24 protein-coding genes are annotated in these 25,927 nt (G+C 70.2%); 12 read left to right on the forward strand and 12 right to left on the reverse strand.

Annotated features, from left to right (window positions below; genetic code table 11):
• Positions 1 to 368 (reverse strand): DoxX family protein (locus tag OOZ19_RS19610; RefSeq protein WP_266091585.1); only part of this gene is annotated, 368 nt, incomplete at its 3' end.
• Between the two features lie 319 nt (positions 369 to 687).
• Here OOZ19_RS19610 and OOZ19_RS19615 point away from each other — a divergent pair.
• A complete protein-coding gene (locus OOZ19_RS19615) occupies positions 688 to 1,155 on the forward strand; it encodes an Hsp20/alpha crystallin family protein (RefSeq protein WP_266091586.1) in 468 nt (155 codons plus the stop codon).
• 187 nt (positions 1,156 to 1,342) lie between these two features.
• Here OOZ19_RS19615 and OOZ19_RS19620 read toward each other — a convergent pair whose 3' ends face one another.
• Positions 1,343 to 1,942, reverse strand: a complete 600-nt coding sequence (locus OOZ19_RS19620) for a macro domain-containing protein (protein ID WP_416309466.1) — start codon at positions 1,940 to 1,942, stop codon at positions 1,343 to 1,345.
• A gap of 120 nt (positions 1,943 to 2,062) precedes the next feature.
• Between OOZ19_RS19620 and pheA the strand changes: the two genes are divergently transcribed.
• Both pheA and OOZ19_RS19630 read left to right on the forward strand, forming a co-directional pair.
• Positions 2,063 to 2,986, forward strand: a complete 924-nt coding sequence (pheA, locus tag OOZ19_RS19625) for a prephenate dehydratase (protein WP_266091704.1) — start codon at positions 2,063 to 2,065, stop codon at positions 2,984 to 2,986.
• Positions 2,983 to 3,627, forward strand: coding sequence for a histidine phosphatase family protein (locus OOZ19_RS19630; protein WP_266091588.1), 645 nt, complete (start codon positions 2,983 to 2,985; stop codon positions 3,625 to 3,627). The genes pheA and OOZ19_RS19630 overlap by 4 nt, the downstream gene beginning before the upstream one ends.
• 12 nt (positions 3,628 to 3,639) lie before the next feature.
• On the opposite strand, the gene OOZ19_RS19635 is transcribed toward OOZ19_RS19630, so the two are convergent.
• Positions 3,640 to 3,993 (reverse strand): metallopeptidase family protein, encoded by a 354-nt coding sequence (locus tag OOZ19_RS19635; RefSeq protein ID WP_266091589.1) that lies wholly within the window; start codon positions 3,991 to 3,993, stop codon positions 3,640 to 3,642.
• Positions 3,994 to 3,998: 5 nt separating this feature from the next.
• Positions 3,999 to 5,000 carry a septum formation family protein gene (locus OOZ19_RS19640; protein ID WP_266091590.1) on the reverse strand — a complete coding sequence of 334 codons (1,002 nt, stop codon included), beginning with the start codon at positions 4,998 to 5,000 and terminating at the stop codon, positions 3,999 to 4,001.
• Positions 5,001 to 5,225: 225 nt separating this feature from the next.
• Between OOZ19_RS19640 and OOZ19_RS19645 the strand changes: the two genes are divergently transcribed.
• The 3 genes from OOZ19_RS19645 (at position 5,226) to serS (ending at position 8,361) form a co-directional block, all read left to right on the forward strand.
• Complete coding sequence (locus OOZ19_RS19645; protein WP_323055157.1) at positions 5,226 to 5,852, forward strand: DUF1190 domain-containing protein; 627 nt, start codon at positions 5,226 to 5,228, stop codon at positions 5,850 to 5,852.
• A gap of 4 nt (positions 5,853 to 5,856) precedes the next feature.
• Positions 5,857 to 7,023 (forward strand): glutathionylspermidine synthase family protein, encoded by a 1,167-nt coding sequence (locus tag OOZ19_RS19650; protein WP_266091591.1) that lies wholly within the window; start codon positions 5,857 to 5,859, stop codon positions 7,021 to 7,023.
• 72 nt (positions 7,024 to 7,095) lie between these two features.
• Positions 7,096 to 8,361, forward strand: a complete 1,266-nt coding sequence (gene serS, locus OOZ19_RS19655; protein WP_266091592.1) for a serine--tRNA ligase — start codon at positions 7,096 to 7,098, stop codon at positions 8,359 to 8,361.
• A 44-nt stretch (positions 8,362 to 8,405) separates the two neighbouring features.
• On the opposite strand, the gene OOZ19_RS19660 is transcribed toward serS, so the two are convergent.
• Positions 8,406 to 9,041, reverse strand: a complete 636-nt coding sequence (locus tag OOZ19_RS19660; protein WP_266091593.1) for an endonuclease — start codon at positions 9,039 to 9,041, stop codon at positions 8,406 to 8,408.
• Positions 9,042 to 9,154: 113 nt separating this feature from the next.
• On the opposite strand from OOZ19_RS19660, the gene OOZ19_RS19665 reads away from it, so the two are divergent.
• A complete protein-coding gene (locus OOZ19_RS19665) occupies positions 9,155 to 9,769 on the forward strand; it encodes a helix-turn-helix domain-containing protein (RefSeq protein WP_266091594.1) in 615 nt (204 codons plus the stop codon).
• A gap of 36 nt (positions 9,770 to 9,805) precedes the next feature.
• Here OOZ19_RS19665 and OOZ19_RS19670 read toward each other — a convergent pair whose 3' ends face one another.
• Positions 9,806 to 10,684 carry an LLM class flavin-dependent oxidoreductase gene (locus tag OOZ19_RS19670; RefSeq protein ID WP_266091595.1) on the reverse strand — a complete coding sequence of 293 codons (879 nt, stop codon included), beginning with the start codon at positions 10,682 to 10,684 and terminating at the stop codon, positions 9,806 to 9,808.
• A gap of 235 nt (positions 10,685 to 10,919) precedes the next feature.
• Here OOZ19_RS19670 and OOZ19_RS19675 point away from each other — a divergent pair, with 235 nt between their 5' ends.
• Positions 10,920 to 11,666 carry an HAD-IIB family hydrolase gene (locus OOZ19_RS19675; protein WP_323055158.1) on the forward strand — a complete coding sequence of 249 codons (747 nt, stop codon included), beginning with the start codon at positions 10,920 to 10,922 and terminating at the stop codon, positions 11,664 to 11,666.
• A 94-nt stretch (positions 11,667 to 11,760) separates the two neighbouring features.
• Here OOZ19_RS19675 and OOZ19_RS19680 read toward each other — a convergent pair whose 3' ends face one another.
• On the reverse strand, positions 11,761 to 12,990 hold the full coding sequence (locus OOZ19_RS19680; RefSeq protein ID WP_266091597.1) for a glycosyltransferase 87 family protein: 1,230 nt from the start codon (positions 12,988 to 12,990) through the stop codon (positions 11,761 to 11,763).
• Positions 12,991 to 13,262: 272 nt separating this feature from the next.
• Here OOZ19_RS19680 and glf point away from each other — a divergent pair, with 272 nt between their 5' ends.
• From glf to OOZ19_RS19700, 4 genes are read left to right on the forward strand one after another with little or no spacing between them, the layout of a single operon-like run.
• Entirely contained in the window at positions 13,263 to 14,456 is a 1,194-nt protein-coding gene (gene glf, locus OOZ19_RS19685; protein ID WP_266091598.1) for a UDP-galactopyranose mutase, read from the forward strand.
• Position 14,457: 1 nt separating this feature from the next.
• Positions 14,458 to 16,446, forward strand: a complete 1,989-nt coding sequence (locus OOZ19_RS19690; RefSeq protein WP_323055159.1) for a glycosyltransferase — start codon at positions 14,458 to 14,460, stop codon at positions 16,444 to 16,446.
• Between the two features lie 38 nt (positions 16,447 to 16,484).
• Entirely contained in the window at positions 16,485 to 17,084 is a 600-nt protein-coding gene (locus OOZ19_RS19695; RefSeq protein WP_397545402.1) for a phosphatase PAP2 family protein, read from the forward strand.
• Positions 17,077 to 18,231, forward strand: a complete 1,155-nt coding sequence (locus OOZ19_RS19700) for a decaprenyl-phosphate phosphoribosyltransferase (protein WP_323055160.1) — start codon at positions 17,077 to 17,079, stop codon at positions 18,229 to 18,231. Before OOZ19_RS19695 ends, OOZ19_RS19700 begins: the two co-directional genes overlap by 8 nt.
• Positions 18,232 to 18,584: 353 nt before the next feature.
• On the opposite strand, the gene OOZ19_RS19705 is transcribed toward OOZ19_RS19700, so the two are convergent.
• From OOZ19_RS19705 to OOZ19_RS19725, 5 genes are all read right to left on the reverse strand, one after another.
• On the reverse strand, positions 18,585 to 19,859 hold the full coding sequence (locus tag OOZ19_RS19705) for an NAD(P)/FAD-dependent oxidoreductase (protein ID WP_266091599.1): 1,275 nt from the start codon (positions 19,857 to 19,859) through the stop codon (positions 18,585 to 18,587).
• Positions 19,856 to 20,263: a GtrA family protein gene (locus OOZ19_RS19710; protein ID WP_266091600.1), complete on the reverse strand. Its 408-nt coding sequence runs from the start codon at positions 20,261 to 20,263 to the stop codon at positions 19,856 to 19,858. Before OOZ19_RS19710 ends, OOZ19_RS19705 begins: the two co-directional genes overlap by 4 nt.
• Positions 20,250 to 21,254, reverse strand: coding sequence for a glycosyltransferase family 2 protein (locus OOZ19_RS19715; RefSeq protein ID WP_266091601.1), 1,005 nt, complete (start codon positions 21,252 to 21,254; stop codon positions 20,250 to 20,252). Before OOZ19_RS19715 ends, OOZ19_RS19710 begins: the two co-directional genes overlap by 14 nt.
• Positions 21,255 to 21,517: 263 nt before the next feature.
• Entirely contained in the window at positions 21,518 to 24,718 is a 3,201-nt protein-coding gene (locus OOZ19_RS19720; RefSeq protein ID WP_266091602.1) for an arabinosyltransferase domain-containing protein, read from the reverse strand.
• 199 nt (positions 24,719 to 24,917) lie between these two features.
• Positions 24,918 to 25,745: a helix-turn-helix domain-containing protein gene (locus OOZ19_RS19725; RefSeq protein ID WP_266091603.1), complete on the reverse strand. Its 828-nt coding sequence runs from the start codon at positions 25,743 to 25,745 to the stop codon at positions 24,918 to 24,920.
• Positions 25,746 to 25,927: the final 182 nt, after the last annotated feature.

Genomic DNA, 25,927 nt, shown 5'->3' on the forward strand with positions numbered 1-25,927 from the left:
AGGCCCAGGTTCTTGAAGAAGTGGATCTGCTGGCCGGCGCGTTCCTGCGGGTCGTCGAGCTCCCAGAACCGGTGGCCCGCGAGCGTCGTCGGCACCAAGGTGCCCGCGAGCAGCACCGCGGACAGCCGCGGTGCCTTGCCGAGCGCCAGCAGCACCCCGGCGCCGAGCTTGACCGCGCCGTCGAGCTTCACCAGCGTCACCGCGTCGGTGGGCACCTGCTCCGGCAGCGAGTCCTCGACCCGTCCGACCGTCTGGTCCAGCACCGGTTGAGCGGTCTTGGTGAGCGCTTCGGGATTGCGCAGGGCGCCGATGCCGCCGTAGATGAACATCGCGGCGAGCATCGGACGGGCCAAACGGCGGACGATCATGAGACCTCCTAAGTGGACGCGGCCCCGACCGTACCGCGCCGCGTGCCCGCGCTCCGGCTCTGCTGTTGATCTTCATTCGGGATGCGTCCCGTTCGGGCGGCGATGTCGTGGTGCTCCCGGTTCCGCGGTGGCGCTGCCGGTCGCGCGAGCGGTGGAAGTCCTGGTCATCGACCGCTGTGGCGGGTCCTGGGCATCGAATCGGATCTTCTCCGCTGCGCCGGGAACAATCCGCAAAGTTGAGCCGTTGGGACTCACGTAACCGCAGTGACCGGGCATCCGATTCGGTGATGACCCGGCTTCGATGAGGGAGTGATGAGTGATGGCTCTTGCCGTTCGTGGCTGGGACGCGTTCACCGGCCTGGACCGTGAGTTCGACCAGCTGATCCGCGGCGCCTTCGCCGGTCGCGGTGGCTCCGGACAGGCGTTCGCCCCGGCGGCGGACGTGCTGCGGGACGGATCCGACCTGGTGTTCCGGCTGGACCTGCCCGGCGTGGACGTCGAGCAGGACGTGGCGGTCGAGGTCGCCGACGGGACGCTGGCGATCAGCGGCAGCCGCGCCACCCGCGCGGAGGCTCCGGCCGAAGGCGACGAGGAAGCACCGCGCGCGCTGGTCCGGGAGCTCCGCGGCGGATCCTTCAGCCGTCGCTTCCGGCTGCCGAAGGGCGTGACCGGTGACCAGGTCGAAGCGGACTACGACCGCGGCGTCCTGGAGGTCCGGGTCCGCGGCGCGCTGGAACAGGCGACCCCCACCAAGGTCACGATCCGCGCCCGGAACGCCTCGGAGTGATCGGGTGGCGGAACCTCAGCCGTCTTCTCGCTGCGGGATCGTCCCCCCGAGTGGCTCCGCCACGAGGGAGGAAGCCGTCCTCGCGAGAAGACGGCTGAGAACCCGCTGCGGTGGCGGTTGCTCGCCGGATCGCTGATCAGCGGCTTCGCCGTTGGCAAGACGCCGGCAGGACAGTGCGGGACGGAGATCAGTTCTGGTCGGCGCGGGCGAAGATCTCGTCCCAGGCCGCGGCGACCTGGTGGGCGCACAGGCGCGGGTTCACTCCGCCCACGCCGGTGCCGAGGCCGGGCAGCGCGATGGTGCGCACGACGTCGCGCACCCGCATCCCGTTCTCCAGCACGCCGTGCGTCCACAGCCGCAGCACCGCTCGCGCCGCGAGGTACGGGTGCACGGTGTCGGACGGGAGCACCTCGCCCGGAGTGCGCATGGTGGGCGAGCTGACCAGCCAGGCGGGCGACGGAGCTCCGGTGGGCACGAGCAGCGCCTCGCCGACCGGCAGTTCCCCGCCGTGGTACGCGAGCACGGCGCTGCGCACCGACTCCTCCACGTTCGGGAAGGCGCGCGAGTACAGGGCGTCCACCCCGCCGCGCATCCACCCGTACGAGTTGGCCGGGCTCACCACCGCGTCCACCCGCAGGTCGAGCACCGATCCTTGGTGGACGTCGAGGTTGTCGCGGTCGGTGGCGACATCGCGCCATGCTGCCGTCAGCGGCTCGTCCAAGGCGCAGAGGACGAGCCGGAGCTCCGGTTCCGCTCGGTCTGATGAGCGCTCCGAATCCGCGGTCACCCGCACAGCATCGCAGGAACGGACGACTGAATGTAATTGGGTAGGTCACACCTTCGGGGAAAGATGATCACCGATCCGGGGTCGGGGGAGGGGTTCAGCGCGGGCCGTAGGCTGGTGCCCGTGCCGCACATCGCCTACCTGGGGCCGCCGGGAACCTTCACCGAACAGGCGACCCGGGTCCTCACCGAAGGCTTCGACGCCGACCTGCTGCCCTACGAGACCGTGCCGCAGGCGCTCGCCGCGCTGCGCTCCGGCGAGGTGCTCGCCGCCGGCGTGCCGGTGGAGAGCTCGGTGGAGGGGTCGGTGCCCGCCACGCTCGACGCGCTGATCAGCGGCGATCCGCTGATCGCGGTGGCCGAGGCGACCGTGCCGGTGCAGTTCGACGTGCTGGTGCGCGCGGGCGTCACCGCCGATCAGGTGCGCACCGTGGCCAGCCACCCGCACGCCATCGCGCAGGTCCGCGGCTGGCTCGCGGCGAACCTGCCGCAAGCGGACGTGCGGATGGCCTCCTCGACGGCGGCTGCCGCGAAGGAGGTCGCCGACGGCGAACTGGACGCGGCCATCGCCTCACCGCTGGCGATCGAGCTGTTCGACGGCCTCAGCGCCGTCGCTCGCGGCATCGCCGACACGCCCGACGCCATCACCCGGTTCCTGCTGTTGCGCAGGCCGGGCGCGCTGCCCGAACCGACCGGCGCCGACCGCACTTCCATCGCCGCAGTCATCGCCGACGAGGTCGGCACCCTGACCGAGCTGATGCTGGAGCTGTCGCTGCGCGGCATCAACCTCAGCCGCATCGAGTCCCGGCCCACCAAGGACCGCCTAGGCGAGTACCGGTTCTTCCTCGACTTCGACGGGCACGTGGCCGACGCCCGGATCGGGGATGCGCTCAGCGGCCTGCGCAGGCGCTGCAGCGAAGTCCGCTTCCTCGGCTCCTACCCGAAGGCCGACCACTCGCCGGCGAACGTCCGGCCGTCCGCTTCCGAGCAGGCGTTCCAAGCATCCGCCCGCTGGCTGGCGCGGTTGCGCGAAGGAGGTGTCGCATGAGCCCGGTGTTGCGCGCGCACGCCGACGGTCTGCGCCTGGTGCTGGTGCGCCACGGCCAGACGCCGTCGAACGTGCGAGGAGTGCTCGACACGCGCCCGCCCGGCCCCGGACTCACGGATCTGGGCAAGCGGCAGGCCGACGACCTCGCGGAACGGCTGGCCACCGAGAAGGTGCTGTCGGTGCACGCCAGCCGCGCGCTGCGGGCGCAGGAGACCGCGCTGCCGACGGCCACCCGCCACGGCCTCGACGTGCGGATCGCCGACGGCACCCACGAGGTCTTCGTGGGCGACCTGGAAGGGCTCGGCGACGAGCGGTCCCGCGCGCTGTTCGACGAGATCTACGCGGGCTGGCACCACGGCGAACCGGACCGGCCGATGCCCGGCGGCGAGACCGGAACCCAAGCGCTGACCAGGTTCTTCGACTCCGCGCAGCCGGTGCTGGACGACGTGACGACCGGCTCGGTGGTGCTCGTGAGCCACGGCGCGATGGTGCGGCTGGTCGCGAAGCGGCTGGCCGGGGAGATCTCCGCGCGGCGCTCCAGCGAGGCGTACCTGCCCAACACCGGGGTCATCGTCCTCGAAGCGGATTCGGGAGCGGCGACCGGTTGGCGCTGCGTCCAGTGGGACGACATGCCCGACTGATCGCCAGGTCGGTCAGCCCCAGCCGAGGGCGTGCAGGGTGTCCTCGTTGATGCCGAAGTGGTGGGCGATCTCGTGGACCACGGTGATCGCCACCTCGTCGACCACCTCGTCCTCGCTGTCGCACATCTCCAGCAGCGGCTCGCGGTAGATCGAGATCCGGTCCGGCAGCACGCCCGCGTAGTTGCTCTCCTCTCGTTCGGTCAGCGCGATGCCGAAGTACAGGCCGAGCAGCGACGGATCGTCCGCGTTGTGGTCCTCGACGAGCACCACGACGTTGTTCATCGCCGTCGCGAACTGCTCGGGCACCAGGTCCAGGGCGTCGGCGACGAGCTCCTCGAAGCGCACCCGCGTCATCTCCACCGGCATCGGGATCAGCGCTCCCCGACGGCGGGGACGCCGGGCTCGATCGGCGCGGTGTCCTGCGGGGCGGGTTCCTGGCCGACCTGCACGTCGCCCTTGACGCTGCCGGTGATCGGCGCGAGCCCGCTGCCGTCGGGCAGCTGTGCGCTGGCCTTGCAGTTGACCTGCCGCGAGCCCGCGTCCCAGCTCTCCTGCGGCAGCGTGTCCCAGTAGGCCACGAGCTTCTTGTCCGTCACCGCCGTCGGGCTGCCCGCGTACTCGGCGGTGAGCTCGCCGCACCGGGTCGCGAGGAATCCGTCCTGATCGCCTTCCGACGGGTATTCGGCGGGGAACTCGGTGCCGAGGTCGACGACGCCGGTGATCTCCACCGAGTGCGGCTGCGCGCAGTCCACCGAGTCCCACACGTCGGTGCCGTTGATGCCGAGGCAGCGCCCGACCTCGTAGGTGCTCGACTGGTCCTGGCTCGCCACGGTGCCCTTGCTGGCGTAGAGCTTCCCGGACGGGCCGGGCTGCTGGAGCCCGCAGTGCAGCTTCCGATCCCCGGATCCCCAGCCCTGCTGGCTTGGGGTGAAGGCGCCGACGGAGAACCGCCCGTTCGGGTCGAACCGCCCGCGGAGGTACTGCTGGGAGACGGCGGTGCAGCGCTCCTGCTTGAGCTGCTCCCACTGCTCGGCGCTCGGGTACGGGGCGGTGTTCGCGAAATCGGCGCTCAGATCGGCCTTGCCGGTGACCTCGAAGAGGTGGCGTTCGCCGCATTTGACCTGGCGGATGTCCGCCGCGTCCGGTTCGGTCCAGTGCAGGCAGGTGCCCGCCTTCGCCTCGAACACGGGCGGCGTGGCGGGCGAGGCGCCCTCGCGGCCGGGGCCGCCGATGCCGGAGCCGCCACCCCCGGTCGGGGTGTTCAGCAAGGCGCTGATCAGCAGAACGAGTGCGCCACCGATGGCGGCGGCGATCATCACCAGCCGGGTGTTGGGCTTCCGGCGGTGCTTCTGGGTGTCGCTGCGCTCGGCCATCGATCACATCATGCCTGTCGGCCCCGCGGTGTGCTCAAGCGCTCACGCATCGACTTGAAACCGATTCGTGTCCGGCTGCGTCACATCAAGGCGTACCCCGGGCGGGGGCACGGTGGGTAGTGTTGCTGCTGGGAGTGGGCTATGACGGAAGATGGCAGACCATTGGCAGACCAGGACGGGCCGCAGCGCAGCGACCAGCCCTCGACGGGCGGGTCCGCTGACGACGTGACGCAGGCGAACGCAGGCGGCGAGCAGCAGGGCGAGGCCGCGGGCCAGGCCCGCGGCCGAATGCGCTACCAGGACGAGTCGACGGCGCCGCGAGAACCGACGCTCGCCGAGAAGCGGGCTCGCATCGCGGCGGAGAAGCGCCAGGAGGAGCAGGCCCAGGCCGCCCTCGCCGAGCAGGAGAGCAAGACGCAGAAGCGTCGTCGCGTGATGGTCGGTGGCGGCGTCACGGTCGGCGTGGTGGCGCTGGTCGCGGCGTTCTACTCGGGTTCGGCCTACAGCGCGGAGCAGAACGCGGTCCACGAGTACTGCGCTGCCGAGAAGCAGGGCGAGGTGGCCCAGAACCCCGACCTCTGCGACGAGAACTACGTCCGGGAACAAGGCGGGTACAGCTCCGGCGGCATGTTCTTCATGCCGATCTTCCTGCCCGGCGGCGGAATCGGCGGGTACAACTCCTACCGGTACGGCTACACCCCGCCCGGCTCGCCGGCGCCCACGCCCGGACAGACGGTGTCCGGATCGAGCTTCAACAAGCCCGCCGACGCGAACATCAAGAACACCAAGGGCCAGACGGTGCAGCGCGGCGGTTTCGGGATCAGCAACAAGAGCGGCAGCAGCGGGAGCTGAACGAGTGCGTCGGAGGACAACCGAGCGTCGGCCGGACTGGCAGCGCAAGGTCGAAGAACTAGGACTGGTGTTCGGCACCCCGGCACGCGCGGCGGACGGCTCGCAGCGCCCCTACTGGGACGAGGGCGTGCACTACGAGTTCAGCTTGGACGAGGTGCTCTCGCTGGAGGCCGACGTCGAGCTGCTCCAGTCGATGTGCCTGGACGCGGTGGACCAGGTCGTCACGACCGAGCGCTACAAGGACTTCGGCATCCCGGAATGGGTGTGGCCGAAGATCGCCGAGTCGTGGAAGCGGCACGATCCGCACCTCTACGGCCGGTTCGACCTGCGCTACGACGGATCAGGCCCCGCGAAGCTGCTGGAGTACAACGCGGACACGCCGACCTCGCTGCTGGAGGCGGCGGTCGTGCAGTGGAACTGGCTGACCGAGTGCCACGAGGGCGACGACCAGTGGAACTCGATCCACGAGAAGCTGGTGGAGCGCTGGAGCGAGATCAGCGACCAGCTCGCCACCCGCGAAGTGCACTTCACCTGGTCGAGCTCCGACACCAGCGGCGAGGACAACATCACCTCCGCCTACTTGCAGGAGACCGCGGCCGAGGCCGGCATGGACACGGTCGGCATGTCGATCGAGGAGATCGGCTGGGATCCGCTGCTGGAGCGGTTCGTGGATCTCGAAGAGGCGCCGATGAACTCGGTCGTCAAGATCTACCCGTGGGAGTGGATGGTCGACGACGACTTCGGCCGCCACGCGGTGAACGCGCTGCCCGCGACGCAGTGGATCGAGCCGCTGTGGAAGATGCTGCTGTCGAACAAGGCGCTGCTGGCGGTGCTGTGGGAGATGTACCCCGGGCACCCGAACCTGCTGCCGACGTTCCTGGACCAGCCCGGGCTGCTCACTGAGTACGTGCGCAAGCCGCGGCTGGGCCGCGAAGGCAACAACATCACCGTCGTCGCCCCCGGCTGGGAGACCGAGACCGGCGGCTTCTACGGCGAGGAGGGCTACGTCTACCAGGCGTTCGACCCGCTGCCCGAGTTCGACGGCATGCGCCCCGCACTGGGCGCGTGGGTCGTCGGCGACTCCGCGGCGGGCCTCGGCATCCGGGAGACCGCGGGCCTGATCACCGATGACGGCGCCGCCTTCGTCCCGCACCGCATCCCCGGTTCCTGACCCGGCCCGGTTCGACCCGCGTGCGACCCCAGCGGGGTTCGGGAAGAACCGGGCCAGCTAGGCTCACCAGCTGTGATCGACCTGAAGACGCTTCGCGAAGATCCGGAGGCCGTGCGCGCCTCGCAGCGCGCCCGAGGTGAGGACGTGTCCCTCGTGGACGCGCTGCTCTCCGCCGACGAGCGTCGCAGGTCAGCGGTGTCCCGCGCCGACACGCTGCGCGCCGAGCAGAAGCAGCTGGGCAAGCAGGTCGGCAAGGCCAAGGGCGACGAGCGCGACGAGCTCCTGGCCCGCGCGAAGGACCTCTCCGCGCAGGTCAAGCAGGCCGAGGCGGCGCAGACCGACGCCGACGCGGAGCTGCTGAGCACGCAGAAGAAGGTCTCGAACATCATCGAGCCGCAGACCCCGCCCGGCGGCGAGGACGACTACGTCGTGCTCAAGCACGTGGGCACGCCGCGCGAGTTCGACTTCGAGGTGCGCGACCACCTGGACCTGGGCCTGGGGCTGCGCGCGTTCGACATGGAGCGCGGCGCGAAGGTCGCGGGCGCCCGGTTCTACTTCCTCACCGGCATCGGCGCGCAGCTGGAGCTGGCGCTGCTGAACATGGCCGCCGCGCAGGCCACCGCGGCCGGGTTCACCCTGGTCGTGCCGCCGGTGCTGGTCCGCCCGGAGATCATGGAGGGCACCGGTTTCCTCGGCTCGCACTCCACCGAGGTCTACCGGCTCGAAGAGGACGACGCGTACCTGGTGGGCACCTCCGAGGTGCCGCTGGCCGGGTACCACTCGGGCGAGATCCTCGACCTGGCCGAGCAGCCGCTGCGCTACGCGGGCTGGTCGACGTGCTTCCGGCGCGAGGCCGGCTCCTACGGCAAGGACACCCGCGGCATCATCCGCGTGCACCAGTTCAACAAGCTGGAGATGTTCGTCTACTGCCGCGAGGAGGACTCGCGCGCCGAGCACGAGCGGCTGCTGGCCTGGGAAGAGGAGATGCTCGCGAAGATCGAGGTGCCGTACCGGGTGATCGACACCGCGGCGGGCGACCTCGGGGCGAGCGCGGCGCGGAAGTTCGACTGCGAGGCGTGGGTGCCGTCGCAGCAGGCCTACCGCGAGCTGACCTCCACGTCGAACTGCACGACGTTCCAGGCCCGCCGCCTCAACACCCGCTACCGCGAGGCCGACGGGCCCAACGCCATCGCCTCCACGCTGAACGGGACGCTGGCCACGACCCGCTGGATCGTGGCGATCCTGGAGAACCACCAGCAGCCGGACGGTTCGGTGCGGGTGCCGGAGGCGCTGCGCCCGTTCCTCGGCGGTCGGGAAGTCCTCGAACCCGTCGCGTGATCCGGGGGCGCCGGAGCCGGCGCCCGCCGACTTCCCCCGCCCGGTCAGGCCGGGGCGGTGATCTCCGCGAGGAGCCCCTTCTCCAAGGTGATCCGGACCAGCGCGGCGGAGAGCCGGGCGTAGTCGCCCGGCTCGACCAGCCGGGCCAGCCGGTCCACGTCCGTCGGCAGCCCGGCCTGCTCGGCTCCGGACAGCGCCTTCTTGTCGAAGTAGGGCCTCAGCTCCGGCCACACGGCTTGCGCCTCCCGGCAGAAGATGTGCGCGCCGACGGGACCCAGGCTCGGCACCTCGCACAGCAGCTCCCGCATCCTCGGCACGTCCCCGTCGGCTTCGGCGCGGAGCCTGCGCAGGTCACCGCGGTACTTGTGGAGGACGAGTTCGGCGCCGCGGCCGAGCGCGGTCGCGGTGCTCTCGTCGTAGCGGACGTAGTGCCCGCGGCCCAGGGCGTCGACCCGCTGCTGCCAGGTGGCGTCGCGCATCCGCTGGGCCGTCGGGAACTCGCCCAGTTCGCGCGCCGCCGCGACCGCGATCTCGGCCTTGATCCGAGTGGACAGCAGCACCGAGAGCACCAGCAGGCGGTACAGCGGCGACGGCTTGTCGGCGAGCGGCGCTCCCGCCTGCTCCGCATAGGTCGTGCCCGCTTCGCGCAGCAGCGCGCGGGCGGTGGATCGCTCGGACATGTCGCACCTCCTCCTCTTCGGCCTACCCGCCGGTTCCGGCACGCACACCGGAGCGCGACCCGCCGCGGCTCGGCGCGGGGCGACGCATGGTACCTGCGCTTATGGTGGAGGACGTGGATCGATCAGCTGAGGTGCCCGGCTCGCGCGACGACGGCCGGGTCGGCCGGGTGCTCGCCGGGATCGGCGAGCGGATCGGCCGCCTGCGCGCAGAACGGGAGATGTCGCGGGCCGCGCTGGCCGGGAGCGCGCGCGTCGGCGAGCAGCGCTTGGCGGACGTCGAGGAGGAGCGCGGCACCCCGACGCTGGCGGAGCTGACGGCGGTCGCGGCCGTGCTGGACGTGCCGCTGGCGGAGCTGTTCACCGACGCCGTTCCCGGCCCGGCCGCGGTCGTGATGCGCGGTGACGAGGTGCCCACCGTCGAGTCGGGTGATCTCGCGGTGCAGGTGCTCACGCCCCGGTCGGTGCTGCCGGGCCTGTACGCGGCGCGCTACCGGTTGTCGCCGACCGGTCTCGGGGTGCGCCCGGTGCAGCACGAGGGGCACGACTGGTTGTACGTGCTCAGCGGGCAGCTGCGGGTGGAGTTCGAGCAGGACTCGGTGACGCTGCGAGCAGGCGACAGCGCCAGCTTCGGGTCCACGGTCCGGCACCGCCTCGTGGTGCCGGGCGACGAGCCCGCCGAGTTCCTCGCGGTCGGAGCAACCCTGCTGACCACTCCGGCCGATCACTGAGGACTCGCCGCCCGGACACCCGCGAACGCCGGCCGATCACAGCTCGGGGAGCACCTCGGAGGCGATCTCCTCGACGGTGGACTCGGTGCCTTCGTACGGGGACTCCGTGCGGGGCCAGTGCGTGATGACGTCGGTGAAGCCGAGTTCGGCGGCGCGGCCGACCACTTCCTTGAAGTACTCGGCGCTGCTCAGCGAGTACTTCGGCGCGGCGTCGGCCTGCAGGTAGCGCGCCACGCGGTGCGGGGCGCGGCCGTCGGCGGCCAGGGTGTCGTCGAACCTCTTGGTCAGTTCCGCCACGCCGCGCCACCAGGCTTCGAGATCGTCGCCGCCCTCGTTCTTCCCGGTGGTCACCCAGCCCTGGCCGTAGCGGGCGGCGAGCCGCATGGCGCGCGGGCCGTTCGCGGCGATGACGAAAGGCAACCGGGGCAGCTGCACGCAGCCGGGCGCGCGGCGGGCCTCGACCGCGGTGTAGTGCTCGCCGTACCAGCTGGTGTTGTCCTGGGTGAGGATCTTGTCGAGCAGCTCGACGAACTCCTCGAACCGTTCGGTCCGCACGGCCGGCTGGAGGGGCTGCCCGCCCTGCGCGGTGGTGTCGAAGCCCGCTCCGCCCGCGCCGATGCCCAGCGTGAGGCGCCCGTCCGAGATGTCGTCGAGGGCGGTGACCTCGCGCGCGAAGTGCACCGGATGCCGGAAGTTGGGCGAGGCGACGAGGGTGCCGAGCCGGATCGTGGAGGTCGCGGTGGCCGCCGCCGTCAGCGTGGGCACCGCGTCGAACCACGGTTTGTCGACCAGCGACCTCCAGCCGAGGTGGTCGTAGGTCCAGGCGTGGGCGAAGCCGTACTCCTCGGCCATCCGCCACAGCGGCTCCGCAGCCCACCACCGGTGTTCGGGCAGTATCACAATCCCAACGCGCACACCGCTGACCGTATCGGTACCACCCGGAAGGGTTCGACCCTGTGCGGGCTGTTCTCGCGCATCGGGACCGGCGACACGTCCGTGTTGCAGGTCACCGGGAAGATCCACACGCTCAGGTGAAGCGGGATTGATCGGCCACCGTGCTGGTCACAGCCTCGCCAGCATGTCCGGCGTGAACAAACCTGCGCTGGTCGCATCCGATGTGGACGGAACATTGCTGGACTCTTCGGTCCGCGTGAGTGAACGGACGGCGCGCACCGTGCGCGCCGTCGCGAACGACACCCCGTTCGTGCTGGTCACGGGACGACCACCACGATGGGTGCCGCAGATAGTGGACGGGTTGGGAGTGGCGGGGCTCGCCGTGTGCTCCAACGGCGCCGTCGTCTACGACGCCGCCGCGGACAAGGTGCTGCGCAGCTCCGAGATGGAGCCGGTGCGGCTGCGCGACGCGGCGCGCGAACTGCGCGACGCGCTGCCCGGCTGCACGTTCGCGGTCGAGCGCTCCACCCGGCGGGCCCGCGACGACGTGGCCGAGCAGTTCCTGGCGGAGGCGGGCTTCCACCGCGTGTGGCCGAACCGGGACATCCGGGTGGTCGACGACGGCGAGTTGTTCGGCCGGCCCGCGGTGAAGCTGATGGTGCTGCACGAGGACCGGCTCGACATCGACCTGGCCTCGGCGGTGGAGGAGGTGCTCGGCGCCGGCCTGCACCTGACCTGCTCGATGATGGGCGGCCCGGTCGAGCTGTCCTTACAGGGGGTGGACAAGGCCAGCGGGCTCGCGTCCGTCGCCGACGACATCGGGGTCGGCCGGCACGAGGTGATCGGGTTCGGCGACATGCCCAACGACATCCCGATGCTGGACTGGGTCGGCCACGCCGTCGCGATGCGCAACGCGCATCCGGGCGTGCTGGAGGTCGCCGACGAGGTCACCACCTGCAACAGCCAGGACGGCGTGGCCCAGGTGCTGGAACGCTGGTGGTGAGCAGGGCCGCCGGATTCGGCGGACGCGGGTGAAGTTCGGATGAACATCGACGGTGCGCCGTGTTCGGGCTGGAGAGGCGAACACGGCGTCCGGGCTACACCCCGGCGGGCACCTGCTCGGTGCGCGGCTCGGCGGGCCGCCGCGGCCGGTGCAGCGCGTAGGCGACGGCGCAGGCGATGAGGAACCCGATCCCGAGCAGCGGGTAGGAGTTGCCCACGACCTGCTGCGAGAACGTCCAGTCCAACTCCCGGTCGTTGGTGTAGGGCAGGTACCAGTGCGGCGCCACCAGGACGGTGAGCGCGCAGAGACCGGCGTACAGCAGCACCCCGTACCAGCGGTGCCACCAGGCCATCGCGAACATCAGCGCCAGCGCGGGCCCGGCCCACACCCAGTGGTGCGACCAGGAGATCGGCGACACGATCAGCACCAGCACCGCGTTGATGATCAGCGCCAGCGGCACGTTGCGGGTGTGCAGCGCGTAGCGCATGCCCAGCACGGCCAGGACCAGCAGCAGCACCGAGCCAGCGATCCACAGCGAATCGAGCGGCGCGCCGGTCAGCTCCTGCTTGGCCAGCAGGCTGCGCAGCGTCTGGTTCCCCGCGTACACCGCGCCGGTCTCCTCGCCGGTGGACCACATCTTGTCCAGCCACCAGTCCGCGGAGTCGTTCGGTGCCGCCAGCAGGCCCAGCAGCACGGTCGCGGCGAAGGTGACGGCCGCGATGGACATCGCCCGGAAGTCCTTGCGCAGCAGGAACAGCAGCAGGAACCCGAGCGGGGTGAGCTTGATGGCCGCGGCGATGCCCACCAGCAGCCCGCGCGGCCACCGGGTGCGCGGCAGCAGGCAGTCGGCGGCGACCAGCGCCATCAGCAGCAGGTTGATCTGCCCGTAGTTCAGCGTGTCCCGAGTCGGCTCGATGATCGTCATGAACGGCAGCAGCGCCGCGGTGGCCACCGCCACCAGACCCGCCCGGGATGCCAGATATGTCGAGGAACGGGCCAGTGAATATGCGGTAACCAGGATCGACAGATGTGAGATCACCGCGATGGCGACCACGGCGCCGTCCTCGGATAACCACCACAGCGGGGTGAACAGGATTGCGGCGAATGGCGGGTAGATGAACGGCAGGGTCCCGCTCTCCGGGGATTCCGGAGTGAGGTCGCTGCCGTAGACCTCGTAACCGTTCAGCCACGCTCGGGCACCGAGCCGGTAAATCTCGGTGTCCATATAGCCACGAGTGTCGATCCAGTGGACGAACCAGATCGCCAGCACTTCCAGGATGATCGCCGTGACCAGCAGGTACCGGCCGTCGCGGGCCCGAGTCACGCTTCGGATCACCTTCTCGCTCGAGGGGCTGTCGTGGGGGGCGCCGATACTACCCAATCCGACTCGCCGGGCCCGTCGCCGACCAGAGCGACATTGATCGGCCCGATGACTCCGGAGGGTGCAGGAATGTTACTGTTCGTGGTGCGCAATCCGTCCTGATCGGACTCGCCGCCACCCGGATGGCCAGCGAAAACACGGGTGGTAGTCGGATCGGGACGGGAACCTCAACGCGGTTTCCGGGCGCGGGTGGCTGGCCGCTACCCTCGACGACTGTGAGCTTCGCAGGCTATGACCTGATCGTTGTTGGTTCCGGATTCTTCGGACTGACGATCGCAGAGCGCGCCGCCACCCAGCTGGACAAGCGGGTGCTGGTGCTGGACAGACGTGACCACATCGGCGGCAACGCCTATTCGGAACCGGAACCGGAAACCGGTATCGAGGTGCACCGCTATGGCGCGCACCTGTTCCACACCTCGAACAAACGGGTGTGGGACTACGTCAACCGGTTCACGGATTTCACCGATTACCAGCATCGGGTGTTCACCCGTCATGAGGGACAGATTTACTCGTTCCCGATGAACTTGGGACTGCTGGCCCAGTTCTTCGGTCGCGCGTTCTCCCCGGACGAGGCCAAGGCGCTGGTCGCCGAGCAGGCGGCGGAGATCGAGACCGCCGATGCGCAGAACCTCGAGGAGAAGGCGATCTCCCTGATCGGCCGCCCGCTGTACGAGGCCTTCGTGCGCGGGTACACGGCCAAGCAGTGGCAGACCGACCCGAAGGAACTGCCCGCGGCGAACATCACCCGGCTGCCGGTTCGCTACAACTTCAACAACCGCTACTTCAACGACACCTACGAGGGTCTTCCGGTCGACGGCTACACGGCCTGGCTGGAGAAGATGGCGGACCACCCGAACATCGACGTCAAGCTCAGCACGGACTACTTCGACGTCCGCGGTGAGCTGCCCGCCGACGTGCCCGTGGTGTACACCGGCCCGCTGGACCGCTACTTCGACTACTCGGAGGGCGAGCTGGGCTGGCGCACCCTCGACTTCGAGTCGGAGGTCGTGGCCACTGGTGATTACCAGGGCACGCCGGTGATGAACTACGCGGACGAAGAGGTGCCCTACACCCGGATCCACGAGTTCCGGCACTTCCACCCCGAGCGGGAGCACAAGCACCCGAAGGACAAGACGGTCATCGTCCGGGAGTACTCGCGGGCCGCCGAGAGCGGCGACGAGCCGTACTACCCGATCAACACCTCCGATGACCGGGTGAAGCTCGAGGCGTACCGGGAGCGGGCGAAGGCCGAGGCCAAGGAGCGCAAGGTGCTCTTCGGTGGTCGGCTGGGCACCTACAAGTACCTCGATATGCACATGGCGATCGGCTCGGCGTTGAGCATGTTCGACAACAAGCTCACCCCCTATTTCACCGAGGGCCGTTCGCTGGACGGCTCGCTGGAGGACTGACGTGACCGACCGGACCCCCGACGAGTCCTCGGCCGCCGCGAAGCGCGCCGAGACCGGACCCGCAGCCGCGGGCGAGAGCAAAGTCAGCGACGTGACCTCGGTCCGCTCCGGCGGTCGCCGCAAGGTCGCAGCCGAGCAGGTCCTGCAACGCGTGGTGTTCCCGCGCGGTGAGGACCCGCTGGACGTGCGCGCGCTCTACATCGACGAGCCGCAGACCGGCACCACGACCGTCGTGAACCGGCGCTCGATCAAGGTGCCCGCGCACTCCAAGATCTCGCTGGCGTCCTACTTCAACGCCTTCCCCGCCAGCTACTGGAAGCGGTGGACGAAGGTCGGCGAAGTGGTGCTGCGGCTGAAGGTCAAGGGGGCCGGTCGGCTCGACGTCTACCGCTCGAAGGCCAACGGCGACAGCGTGCACCTGGAAGGTGCGCCGGTCGCCAGCCCGAAGTCGTGGACGTGGCTGGAGTTCCGGGTTTCGCTGCAGCCGTTCGAGGACGGCGGCTGGATCTGGTTCGACCTGTTCACCAACGACAGCGCGCTGGAGATCGACGAGGCGGCCTGGACCACCGACGTCGAGCTGCCGCGCCAGCGGGTCGTGGTGGGCACCACCACGATCCGCCCGGCCGACTGCGTCACCGCGCTGCAGACGCTGGGGGAGGACCCCCAGGTCATGGACGTGGTGGAGAAGGTCGTCGTGGCCGACCAGGGCGGCCAGAAGATCCGCGACACCGAGGGCTTCGACGTGGCCGCCGAGCGGCTCGGCGACAAGCTCCAGGTGATCGAGCAGGCCAACATCGGCGGCTCCGGCGGGTTCACCCGCGTCATGTACGAGGGCGTGTACAACTCGGACGCCGAGCAGGTCCTGCTCATGGACGACGACATCGCCCTGGAACCGGACAGCGTGCTGCGCGCCAACGCGTTCGCCCGCGCGGCCACCAACCCGGTGATCGTCGGCGGGCACATGCTGAACCTGCAGGCCCGCTCGCGGCTGCACAGCATGGGCGAGGTCGTCGACGTCGGCATCGGCATCTGGCGTCCGGCGCCGGGTGCGGTCACCGACCACGACTTCGCGAAGACCCCGCTGCGCAAGAGCAAGAAGCTGCACAAGCGGATCGACGCGAACTACAACGGCTGGTGGATGTGCCTGTTCCCGCGTGAGGTCATCGAGAACTCCGGGTTGCCGCTACCGCTGTTCATCAAGTTCGACGACTCGGAGTACTCGCTGCGCGCCGGCGCGAACGGGTACCCGACGGTCACGTTGCCGGGTGCGGCGATCTGGCACATGCCGTGGACGGACAAGAACGACGCCACGGACTGGACGGCCTACTTCCACACCCGCAACCGGCTGGTCATGGCCGCGCTGCACAGCCCGGAAGAGGTGCGGCAGGTCCTGGTCAAGCAAGGCCTGAAGCTGACGCTCCGGCACCTGCTGTCGATGGAGTACTCGACGGTGGCGGTGCAGCAGAAGGCCATCGAGGACTTCATGGCCGGGCCTGGCGAGCTGTTCGACTCGCTGCACACCGCCCGCCCGGACGTGGTGGAGCTGCGCAAGCACTACGACGACGCGAAGACGCTGCCCTCGGCCCGCGAGTTCCCGCCGCCCTCGGCGGACCCGATCATGGCCGAGGGCCTGCTGAAGCCACCGGTGAACCCGGCGATCATCGCGGCCCGCGCGTCGAAGGCGCTGCTGCACAACCTCAAGGAGCCGGACCAGGCGGCGGGCGAGCGCCCGCAGCTGAACATCCCGGCCGACAGCGCCCGCTGGTTCCTGCTCGGCGCGCTGGACAGCGCGACGGTGTCCAACGCCGACGGCAGCGGCGTGTCGTTCCGCCGCCGCGACCCCGAGGAGTTCCGCAGGCTCGGGCTCCGCGCGCTGGCGAACTACCGCAAGCTGGCCCGCGAATGGCCGCGGCTGCGCGAGGTCTACCGCGCGGCGCTGCCGGAGCTGACCAGCCCGGAGTCCTGGAAACAGGCCTTCGACAAGAAGTGAGTACCCCCTGATCTGTGTGCCCCGACCCCGGAGACGAAGTGGCTGCTGAACCGACTACGACGACTCCCGGCGCTGCGAGCGCCGAGGAGCGGGAGTTCATCCCCGGCACCTGGGAACCGGTGCCGGAAGTCACCACCGAGACGCTCGCCCTGCGCAAGGTGCAGGGCGCGCTGGCGAAGCCGCCGGTGGTCAAAGCGGCCCGCGCGATGTCGCTGTTCGGCGAGCACGCGGCCGGGTGGCTGGCGATCGGTGCCGTGGGCGCGCTGGTGGACCGCAAGCGACGCGGAGAGTGGGTCGCGGCGACGGCGGGCGTAGCCTTCGCGCACGGGGCGTCGATCGGCGTGAAGCGGGTCGTGCGGCGCAGCCGCCCCGGTGACCCGCAGGTCCAGGTGCTGGTCGGAACGCCGAGCAAGCTCAGCTTCCCGTCCTCGCACGCCACGTCAACGACGACGGCGGCGGTCCTCTACGGAGGACTGCTGGGCAAGCGGCTGACTCCGGCGCTGGTGCCGCCGATGATGGTCAGCCGGATGGTTCTGGGGGTGCATTACCCGAGCGACGTTCTCGCCGGTTCAGCGCTCGGCGGTGCCGTGGCGCTGGGCGTCCGGCGGTTCATGAGACGGCGGAGGAACCGTGGCTGACAAGAACGAGACGGGCGCGACCGTCAGCGATCCCGAAAGCGGGCTCGACGCGGCCGGGACCAACGGCACGTCCGGCAACGGCAAGGCCGTGACCGAGACCGACGCTGACCAGGTGCGCAACGAGGTCGAATCCGACGTGGAGGGCTCGATCGGCTCCGAGGGCGGCGGCAGCGCGGGCGCGCTGGAGGAACCCGAGGAGACGACGGCGGGCGCCGGGGACGAGAAGGACAAGTCCTCCGACGCCTACCACGCGAAGGTGACCGCGAAGGCGGGCACGCCCGCGGGCCTGGTCAGCGGACTGATCAAGGAGCTTCGCCCGAAGCAGTGGGTGAAGAACGTCCTGGTGCTGGCCGCACCGTTCACCGCTGGCGCGCTGCTGCAGCCGTCCGTGGTGCTGGACGCGGCGCTGGCGTTCGTGGTGTTCTCGATGGCCGCTTCGGGCATCTACTTCATCAACGACGCCATCGACGTCGAGTCCGACCGCCAGCACCCGACCAAGCGCAACCGGCCGATCGCGGCGGGCCTCATCCCGCTGCCGATCGCCTGGGTCGTGTCGGTGCTGCTGCTCGGCGGCTCGCTGGCCATCTCGGCCGGGGTGAGCTTCGGGCTCTTGACGGTGATGGCCGTCTACATCGCGGTGCAGCTGGGCTACTGCTTCGGCCTGAAGCACCAGCCGGTGATCGACCTGTGCATCGTGGCCTCCGGGTTCCTGCTGCGCGCGGTCGCCGGTGGTGCCGCGGCCGGGCTGGAGATCACCCAGTGGTTCTACATCGTGGTGGCCTTCGGTTCGCTGTTCATGGTGGCGGGCAAGCGCTACGCCGAGGTGAAGCTGGCGGCCGAGACCGGCGCGAAGATCCGCAAGTCGCTGAAGGCGTACTCGCCGTCCTACCTGCGGTTCGTGTGGGCCATCGCGGCCGCGATCACGATCATGACGTACTGCCTGTGGGCCTACGACATCCGCGAGATCGAGCAGTCCCGCTGGGGCATCATCTCGATCATCCCGATGGTGATCGCGATCCTGCGGTACGCGGTGGACGTGGACAAGGGCGTCGCAGGCGAGCCCGAGGAGGTGGCGCTGAAGGACAAGGTGCTGCTGGTCCTCGGAGCGATCCTGGCGGGGTGCTTGTTCCTGGCGTACTACCTGTAATACCTCGGTTTCACTGGAACGCCCCCGGCCCGTTGGCCGGGGGCGTTCTGCGTTGGTTGCGTTGGTGGCCATTTAGCGGAACCTCAGCGGCTTCCTCGCTGCGGGATCTTTTTCCCGAGTGGCTTCGCCACGAGGGAAAAAGCTGTCCTCGCGAGGAAGCCGCTGAGAACCCGCCGGTGGTCGGCTTGTGGACGTGGGCTAATCGCGGCGCGATTACAGGCACGGCTTTCGGCCGCAGGGCAGGCTTGCTTCGCAGCCCAAGGCACGGCTTTGTCGTGAGGCACGGGCTTTTGGTCGGAGAGGAGTCGCTTCGTCGGCCACTGGACGGGCTTCGGCCGGGGGCCCTCACCTGCTCAGGCTGACGGGCTCCGGTCGAGGCCGAGGTCGCGGATCACGTCGTGGGCCATCTGGATCGCGTAGCTCTGGCCGCGGTCCTGGGGGTAGATCTGGGACATCGTGGCGAGCGTGACGCCGGGCATCGAGGTGGTGTGCTCCGGGATCAGCGCCCGGTACTCGGGGGTGACGACGGGCTGGGCGAAACCGGCCTTCGAGAAGTGCCAGTCCTGGATCCACGACTCGTCGAAGTCTGGATTCAGCTTGCGCAGCCACGGGATGTAGCGCTCCAGCAGCTCCGAGGGCTCGGTGGTGAACCGCCAGTCGTCGCGCGGCACGTAGTTGCCGACGTAGACGACGTGGCGCCCGCCGTACTCGGCGCGGTCGACCATGTTGGTGTGCTCGACGACCGCGAGGAACGGGAACTCGGTGTCGTTGATGTTGAGCCAGTAGTACGGGATGACGCTGCGGTCGCACTCCAGCACGAAGCACGTCGCCCCGAGGTACTGGTTGCGCCACAGCACGTCGTCGGACTCGATCTCGGCGGCCTTCGCGAACACCGGCTGCGGCACGGTGACGATGAGCCGGTCGAACTCGTAGGCGGTGCCGTCGGCGGTCTTGACCTCCACCGACGCGGGCTGGCGGATGGAGGTGACGGGCTTGCCGAACTCGACGCTTCCGCCGCGCTCGGTCACCGCGTCCAGCAGCGCCCGGTACACCTGCTCGAAGCCGCCGTGCACGTAGCCGAGTCCGAAGGTGCGGTAGTGGATCCGCGCCCACAGCCACGCCATCGACACCTCTTCGGCGCGGTCGCCGAACTTGCCGGTCAGCAGCGGTTCCCAAATGGTCCCGGTGACGCGCGGCCCGGCCCAGCGGCGCATCCAGTCCAGCGCGCGCACCGAACCGAAGCGGGAGCCGTCGCGGACCACCTTGAGCGCGGCGGAACTCGCGCCGAAGCGCAGCCGGTCGAGCATCGAGAACTTCGGGAACTTCAGCATCTCCACCGGAGTTCCGAACGGGTGCAGCTCGCCGTCCAGGTACACGCCGGTGGTGGGGGAGTGGAACCGCAGCTCGTCGGCCAGCCCGAGCTCGGTGATCAGGTCGATGATCGCCCGGTCCGACTTGAAGCTGTGGTGGTAGAAGCGCTCCAGCGGCGTGCCGCCGACCTCGATGGAGGCCGCGAGGCCGCCGAGCTCGGCCGACGCCTCCAGCACGGTGACGTCGTGGCCGGCCTTGACCGCGTCGAACGCGGCCGTCAGGCCGGTGGCTCCGGCGCCCACGACACCCAGCTTCATCCGAAACTCCATCTCTTGTTGATCAGGTATTGCAGGACCACGACCAGCGGGATCGCGGCGGCCTTCACCAGGTTCGGAGTCAGCCCGAGCATCCCGGAACCCAGGTGCAGCAGCAGGAACGTCAGCGCCATCCCGGCGAGCCCGACGCTGTAGAACCGGGCGAAGCGGATCAGCAGCCGGTCGGAGGTGCGGAAGTTCAGCCAAGCGTTGAGCGCGAAGTTGTTCGCGATGCCGACGCTGGTGCTGATCGCGTTCGCGAGCTGCTCGTGCAGGCCGAAGGTGTTGAACAGCAGCAGGAACACCAGGTAGTCGAGGGTGACACCGCTGACGCCGATGATCCCGTAGAGCACCAGGGCCCGGCTGGGCCGCGGCAGCCTCGGCGGGCGCGGCTCAACTCTGGTCATGCCGGATCACCTTGCGCACGATGTAGAGCGGGCGCTGGCGCACCTCGTCGTAGATGCGCCCGACGTAGCTGCCGATCACGCCGAGCGAGAGCATCTGCACGCCGCCGAGGAACAGCATCACCACCATGATCATGGTCCAGCCGGACACGGTGACCTGCGGCAGGAACACCCGCATCGCCACGGCGTAGAGGATGCCCAGCACGGCCAGCGCGAGGCTGAGGAACCCGATGCGGGTGATCAGCTTCAGCGGCGCGGTGGAGAACCCGGTGACCCCGTCGGCGGCTAACCGCACCATCTTGCGCAGCGGGTACTTCGTCTCGCCTGCGGCTCGCTCGTCCCGGTCGAACAGCACCTCGGTCTGCTGGAACCCCATCGAGGCGACCATGCCGCGGATGAACCTGCTGCGTTCGCGGAAACCGCGCAGCTCCTCGGCGGCCCGGCGGTCCAGCAGCCGGAAATCCCCGGTGTCGACGGGAATGTCCACTTCGGCCAGGTTGTGCAGCAAGCGGTAGTAGGAGTGCGCGGTGAGCCGTTTGAAGCGGGTGTCGCGGCGGGTGCGGCGCCGCGCGGACACGATCTCCGCACCCCGCGCCCACGCGTCGATCATCTCGATGCTGACCTTCGGCGGGTCCTGCAGATCGGTGTCCATCACGATCACCGCGTCGCCCTCGGCGTGGTCGAGCCCCGCGGTGATGGCGATCTGGTGGCCGAAGTTGCGGGCGAAGTCCAGCACCCGCACCCGCGGGTCGGCCTCGGCGAGTTTCCGCAGCACGGCTAGGGAATCGTCGGCGGACCCGTCGTTGACGTAGACGAACTCGTAGTCGAAGTCCGGCCGGGTGTCGGTGGCGGCGATCAGCTCGTGGTGGAAGCGGCGGATGCCGTCCTGCTCGTTGTAGACCGGAAGCACGTAGGAGATGAGCGAACCCGTTGCCGCCTCCTCGGTCCGCTGGTGCGACGGCACCGGCACCGCTGGGCTGATCGTTTCGGCCACCTGACTCCCCCTCATCGCCGCTCGCCCTGCGTGGACGCCGAGCGCGGCTGATCGGTTGCCCGGCAGCCGGGGATCCGGCGCGGGCCTTCCAAACGAGGAACGCCGCGGGTGCCCGGCGCGGCCAGTTTTCCGCATCCGCGGGCACTTTCGCACCGAGATCGTGTGATCGTTATGCGTCGGCCCGGAGAACGCGGTGATCACGGGCTTGCCGGAGCTCGACGTATCACCGGTTCGGCTGGTGCGGCACGCGCGTCGCCGCGCGGTCACGGATGCAGGTTCCCCTCTTCGAACGGGTACTCGCCGTCGCCGCCCGCGCCGCCTTGGCGCACCCGCCGGGTCGTCCGGTCGTAGACGTCGCGGTCCAGGTCGTAGCTCACCGACAGCACGTGGCCCCAGACGAAGCCGGGATCGCCGCGCAGCCTGCTCGGCGTCTCCCACCTGCGAGATTGGGCGGGCACTCCGGTGAACACGCCGCCGTAGGACGGGTCGAAGGCCATCGAGCCCTCACCGCCGGGCGGGGTGATGAACAGGCCCGGGCTGTCGGCGGTGCCGTGCGAGACGCGCGGGTAGTCGACGTAGCAGGGGAACAGGAAGCTGATCGGCCAGTCGACCAGCGCCGGAACACCCCCGTCGAGCACGTCGCGCAGCGGCACCACGTCGCGCACCGCGGGCCCGCCGAACGCCAGCCAGCCCTGCTCGTCGGTGGTGGCGTCGGTGGCGCGCAGCCGCACCCGGTCCGCGCCCGCGGGCAGGTCCGCGGCATCGACGGTGATCAGCCGCCAGGAGCGGAAGTCGCGCCAGTCGGCGGCGCGGCCCATCCGCGGGTCGTCGTAGGGGAGCTGGCGCGGCGGCGGATCGCGCAGTTCGCGGGAGCCCAGCGCGCGCACCTGGTCGGCGGTCTCAGGGCCCGCGGTGTTCTGGCCGAACTCCACGCGCAGGTCGTTGCCCTGCTCGGGACGCCCGGCCACCCACACCGACAGCTCCTGGCCGGAGCGCAGCGCGGGCAGCTCGAACCAGCCGGTGGTGACCTCGCCGGTGGTGCGCGGGCCGTCGGCGAGGCTGTCCCACATCAGCGGGCTCGCGTCGGTGGGCTCGGCCTCGGCGCCCGTGGGGCGCAGCGCGAGCTCGTCCGGCGGGCGGCGCAGCAGCGGTTCCTGCGGGGGCCAGCCGGGACGGCCCTGGTTGGCGACGAAACCGGCGGGTTCACGTCGCTGCTCGTCCGCCGCGTCCTGCTCGGTGTCGTCCAGCGGTCCTCCGGTGAGGGCGAGCGTGCCGTCCTCGGCCAGCGGCAGCGTCTCCACCTCGTTCTCGATGCCGCAGCTGCGCGCCCGCACGCTGTCCCAGCTGGAGCGGCCCACCGAGAACGCGCCTGCCTGCGCGGGAGCCTGCAGGAACGAGCCGATCAGCACCGCGACCATCACCAGCGCCGACGTCGTGAACAGCGCCGTCGCGGGCAGCGTCCACGCCCCCGCCAGCACCCGCAGCCGCACCAGCCCGAACGCGACGACGCCGATCAGCACCGCGGCCAGCAGCCACGGCAGCGGGCCGTCCAGCGGCAGGTCCAGCGGGCGGGTCGCGGTGTCCGACCACGGCACGCCGAAGTCCGAGTACTGCCACCACGAGTTCGGTCCCTGGAACGCCAACGCCGCCGCCCCGGCACCGGCCACCGCACCGGCGACGCCGAGCTGCCGGGCCTCCCGGCGGGCGTTGGGCAACGACCCGACCCGGGCCAGCAGCACCACCGTCGCCGCCAGCAGCGCCGGCGCGACCCCGGCGAGCGCGCCGAAGTGGTGCGTCCACTTCGACGGCGTCAGCCACAGCGTCGCGAACACCGCCAGCACCGCGCCGATCAGCAGCGGCAGCTCCGGCATCCGCACCGCGCGGTGCAGCCTTCGCAGCACCCCGGCCGCGGCCAGCAGCACCGCCGCGAGCACGAGCAGCACCGCGAGCCGCTTGCTCGCCGTGCCCCACGTGCTGGTCCCCAGCAACGAGGAGTAGCGCTCGATCTCCTCGTACCAGCCGAGGTTCGGCCCGAACTCGTTGTGGATCGCGGTCGCCCGGGTGAAGCCGGTCCAGGTGGAGTCGGCGAACATCGCGACCACGCCGACCGAACCGAGGCAGCACAGCAGCGCGGCCCGCGTCGGCACCGCCATCCAGCGCGGCAGCTCACCGGGCAGCAGCAGGAGTCGCCGGATGCGCGGCGCGAACATCAGCACGACGAGCACGGCCGCGATCCCGGTGGGCGTGACCGCGACGGTGAGCCCCGTCAGCAGCGCGGCCCCGCCGAGGTATCCGAACGGAGCCCGCACACCGGGGGCGGTGGCTCGCAGCAGCAGCGCGAGAACGGCGGCGGTGCCGAGCGCGACGAACGCCTCCGGCCGGATGCCGAGGTCGAACGGCAGCCAGCACGCCAAGAAGAACACCGCGGTCAGCAGGTGCACGCCCGCCCGCCGGACGCCCCGGCACAGCGGGGCGACGATGCCGTGGCTGAGCACCAGCCAGGTGAGCAGCCCGGCGACGACGCTCGGCACCCGCAGCCACGCCGGGGCCAGGCTGTACTCCGAGACCCAGCGCATCAGGTGCTGCACCAGCGTGAACGGTGCTTCGGACGCGTTGAACCAGCGGTAGAAGTTGCCGATGTCGCCGGTCGCCGCGTGGTTGCGGATGGTCAGCATCGCGAAACCGTCGTCGTCGCTGATCGGCCCGATGACCAGCCACAACGCCAGCACGGCGGCGACCAGGGCATCAACCGGCAGTAATAGCGAGAGGTCGAAGCGAATGCGACCGAGGGCTGCTCGCCGGATTCCGGCCCAGGCCGGTGGCGTGTGCGCGATGAGCAGCAGCAACGACGCGGCGGCCAGCACGATCGCGAACCCGGTCAAGGACAGCTTCAGCGACGTCGGGGCCGTCTCGAACCAGGTGTAGGTGCGGGCCGTGACCGACAGCTGCACGGCCTGCTCCGGTGGCAGCCCGGTGCTGAACGTGAAGATCTCCGGTGCGGGCACTCCGGGCAGCGCGATCGGCGGCAGCGTCCCCACGGTGATCGTGGAGTGCTGGGCGTCGGCCCGGACGGTGAGGTCGCAGTCGGCGGGCAGCGGCGGCAGCGCCACGGCGCGCTCACCCATGACCAGCTTCGGGGCGCCGCCTTCGGCGCTCAGCAGCAGACCGTCCCGGTCGCTTCCCGGCGGCACCGTCGCGAGCACCATCGTCGGATCCGGCCGGTCCAGCGCGGCCCGCAGCGCGGGGCACGGGATCGTCGCGGTGAACTGGGCGGGCCGGTACGGGGCGAGCAGGGCGGTGGTGGACACGGCGGGCTCGTCGGCGGCGGGCCAGCTCACCTCGGTGCGGTCGGCCCACACCGGCGCGAAGGGCAGCGCGAGCGCGCAGCTCAGACCGGCCACGCCGAGCAGCAGCGCCACCACGTGCGCGATCCACCGGGCGCGGCGTGCCGTGGGGGCGGGCAACGCGTCGAGCTGACGGCTCGGTGGCGCCTTCGGTCTTTCCCCGGGTGCTCCGTCCGAGCGGATCGGGCTGCTGGGCTCCACGACACCGTCCTCAAGAAGATCTTCCCCGTCGCCGCGGGGTCATTCTTGCGCACGCGTCAGGCCCGGCTCCCGTCACCGCCGGGGGAGCCGGTCTTCGCGGTCGGTGCCGCACCGGTGCTCAGAGCGATTCGTCGAGGAAGGTGGCCGTGTCGCCGGGGCTCAGCGCAGCCGCGCGGAGCCGGGTGAACGCGGTGTCGTACCAGTCGGTCTGGGCGGGGCCGTCGAGGTAGTCGGCGTTGACCAGGTTCTCGATGTAGACCAGCGAGCCGGGAGTGGGCTGCTCGAAGCGCAGCAGGTGGAAGGTGGTGCCCATCGCGGCGTGCGCGCCGGTGCCGAACGGCAGCACCTGCACCGTGATGTTCGGCCGCTCGGTGAGGTCGCGCAGGTGCGCGAGCTGCTTGTGCATCACGGCGCAACCGCCGACCTGGCGGCGCAGCACGGCTTCGTTGAGCACCGCGGTGAGCACCGGCGGTTCGTCCCTGCTGAGCACCGATTGGCGGTCGGCGTTGATGGTGACGAGCCGTTCGAGCTCGTCGGCGTCCCGGCGCGGATCAGCGGCGAGCCCGACGGCCTTCGCGTACTCCGGGGTGCGGAACAGCGCGGGCACGAGTTCCGACTCGTACGTCGAGATCGTGGCGGCGATGCTTTCCATCGCGATGAATCGCTGCGCCCAATCGGGAACGCGAATGTGATTCCGTTTCCGCGCTTGGCGGGCGAGTTGCACAACGGTGTCCGCGGAGTCGCCCGCCACCCCGTAGCAGTCGATGAGCAGCCGGACGTCTCCCGGTCCGATGGTGGCCTTCCCCGTCTCGATCTTGCTGATTTTCGGTTTGGTGCATTCCAGTGCGATCGCGGCCTGTTCCTGGGTCTTTCCGCAGTTCTCGCGCATGTCCCGCAGGAGTCGTCCCAGCTGCAGCCGGGCGACGGGCGGGCCGGTGATGCTCATCGGCGGCCTTTCGAGCGAATTGTGTGATCACTACCAGTTCTTCCAGTGCCGGGACCCGAAGGCAATCAAGATCATCCGAATGGGTAGTTCCTTGTGGAATGAACTCTCTTTATCGTTCAGGTACACGGTTTCGTTTCGGATGTCGATCGTGGTGCGCGAACGACGCGGCGGACCGGAATGTC

Source organism: Saccharopolyspora sp. NFXS83 (assembly GCF_026241095.1).
Classification (GTDB): domain Bacteria; phylum Actinomycetota; class Actinomycetes; order Mycobacteriales; family Pseudonocardiaceae; genus Saccharopolyspora_C.